This is a genomic window from Trichococcus sp. (genome assembly GCF_049589555.1).
Lineage (GTDB): Bacteria > Bacillota > Bacilli > Lactobacillales > Aerococcaceae > Trichococcus.
This window is the reverse complement of sequence record NZ_JBAWAZ010000211.1, coordinates 1-1,874: the sequence shown is the minus strand read 5'-3', so window position 1 is coordinate 1,874 and position 1,874 is coordinate 1. Positions and strand designations below refer to the sequence as shown.

Here is a 1,874-nt window from a genome sequence, read left to right as displayed (position 1 = left end):
GGGTCACTGTTGGCGATTCGTCTGTTCGCATTGCGGGCATACAGTACTAATTCTGCATCGGTTTCCTGCAATAATCTGTTAGCTAACATTTTCGAGATTTGTCCTGCGGCTCCTAAAATCAATATTTTCATGTCAAAAACCCCTTTTCTTCTATTCGATATCCTTAGTGTAGACCATGAAGTTCACTCCAAGTCAATCGCAAACATTTCTGCAAAACAATTCATTTCAAAAAGGTGCCGTATAATCCCGCCGATTTCGCATGGTATAAAGCGAAAAACACCTCCTGATAATCAGGAAGTGTTTTTCTTATAGATGTTCCACTTCTTTCATATGGGCAGGCAGGGCAAGAAATACCGCAACCAACAGAACACTGATCATCATGGCAGGCGGATAGACGGTGATGGCGATGATGAAGCCTATGCCTTTTATCAGCAGATCGATGGTCAGCCACCTTTTCCGGAACGAAATTTTTCTCCGGAGCACCTCATTTTCAGCATTCGCCTTCACCAGCGAATCACTCAACAAAATATTGCTGAAAGTGGTCAGCACTACGATGACGCCATACAGCCCTTGGGCAAAGGAATCATCGAAATGGTTGCTGACGATTTTCGTCACATAAGGAAAGAGCGATGAGAAGAAGAGGATGGACAAGCTGTACCAAATGACCGGTATGGATATCTTCTTAACGTCCTGCCACTCATTGTGCAAGCCGATCCACATCGTCCCGAGCCAAAAGAACGACAGCGTGTAGGCTGAATAACTGCCTTTCAGCGCCCACAACCCTTGTAAACTGAGGGTCTCCGGTTCCTGCAACTCCAAAACCAGAATAGTCATGATGATAGCCAGAATCGCATCCGTAAATGCGATCAATCTGTCCTTATCCATATTCATTTCCCCTTTTGGTCATCTTGATGGATCCAATCTGCTGAAACGCAGCAGGCTTTAGTAAGTGCTGGCTTCTTGCCGGACAATAATCCATTCCCCGTTCCGCTTTTCAAAAAAATTTTTAACTTGAAGTCTCCAAGTGTGCCGTGAGCCATAGATGCGCGCATCCACTCTGCTTTGCCCGATGAAGCTAGCTTTATTGCCCTCAATCTTGATGTCCTTGATGTTCTCTTCTTTGGTTGAATAATAGCGCATCTGTTCGCTTCTGATTTGTGCAAACCATTCGTCTTTAGTCTGGTCATATCCGGTCATATGGATCAGATGCATGCCGTCCGCAAGAATCCGATCCAGCTTGTCTATGTCTTTGGCAACCATCGCTTGATTCACCGCGCGGTACAATTCAATAATTTGTTGTTCATCCATGTTCATGTCCTCTTCTCCTGTTTCTATAATCGTTGAATCTTTTTGATTAATGCAAGTATAGGACTTGGAGTTGACTCCAAGTCAAGAGTAAACAATTAATGGCCATTTTTGATATAACGGGTCAGCGATTGCTAGAGTGAACTCTCGCCTAAAATGGGTCTTGAAGAATAGATTTCACAGTACTTTTCAACTAGAATTATATCGCGATTTAGTGCAGGAACATAATTTTGGCAACGGGCCAAGCAGTTCCCACTTCCTGATCACCGAAACACGCGAGCTGGCATAAGAGAAATCGGTTTAACCACTAAAAACAAGCAGAAACGCTTATCAACGTTTCTGCTTGTTTTTTTGCATTCAGATGTTCGGGTTTGCTCATTTTTCTCCGGCGAGGCAACCTTCATTGGAGATAAGGACACGTACTCCGTTTTGAAAAATTATTTTCTCACTAACTTTTCGCTACACCTTTATAAATCATCAGTAGTATATTCTGTAAATCCCTCGTAATAGTAACTGACATCAATACCTTTCATATAGACTTCCCGATCATCAATTGACGCAGTCAAGGC

The 1,874-nt window shown here is 43.2% G+C and carries 2 protein-coding genes and 1 pseudogene; all 3 read right to left on the bottom strand.

Going from position 1 to position 1,874, the window contains the following annotated elements; genetic code table 11:
* Window positions 1–306 precede the first annotated feature (306 nt).
* A complete protein-coding gene (locus tag WBV27_RS08015; RefSeq protein ID WP_424200990.1) occupies window positions 307–885 on the bottom strand; it encodes a TMEM175 family protein in 579 nt (192 codons plus the stop codon).
* 57 nt (window positions 886–942) lie between these two features.
* Entirely contained in the window at window positions 943–1,314 is a 372-nt protein-coding gene (locus WBV27_RS08010; protein WP_424200988.1) for a nuclear transport factor 2 family protein, read from the bottom strand.
* A gap of 458 nt (window positions 1,315–1,772) precedes the next feature.
* Window positions 1,773–1,874, bottom strand: a pseudogene (locus WBV27_RS08005) (protein adenylyltransferase Fic); the annotation flags it as partial.

What these genes read in the sequence shown, in the direction of transcription:
- WBV27_RS08010 (WP_424200988.1), bottom strand. Translation starts at nt 1,314, where the DNA reads ATGAACATGGATGAACAACAAATTATTGAATTGTACCGCGCGGTGAAT.
- WBV27_RS08015 (WP_424200990.1), bottom strand. Translation starts at nt 885, where the DNA reads ATGGATAAGGACAGATTGATCGCATTTACGGATGCGATTCTGGCTATC.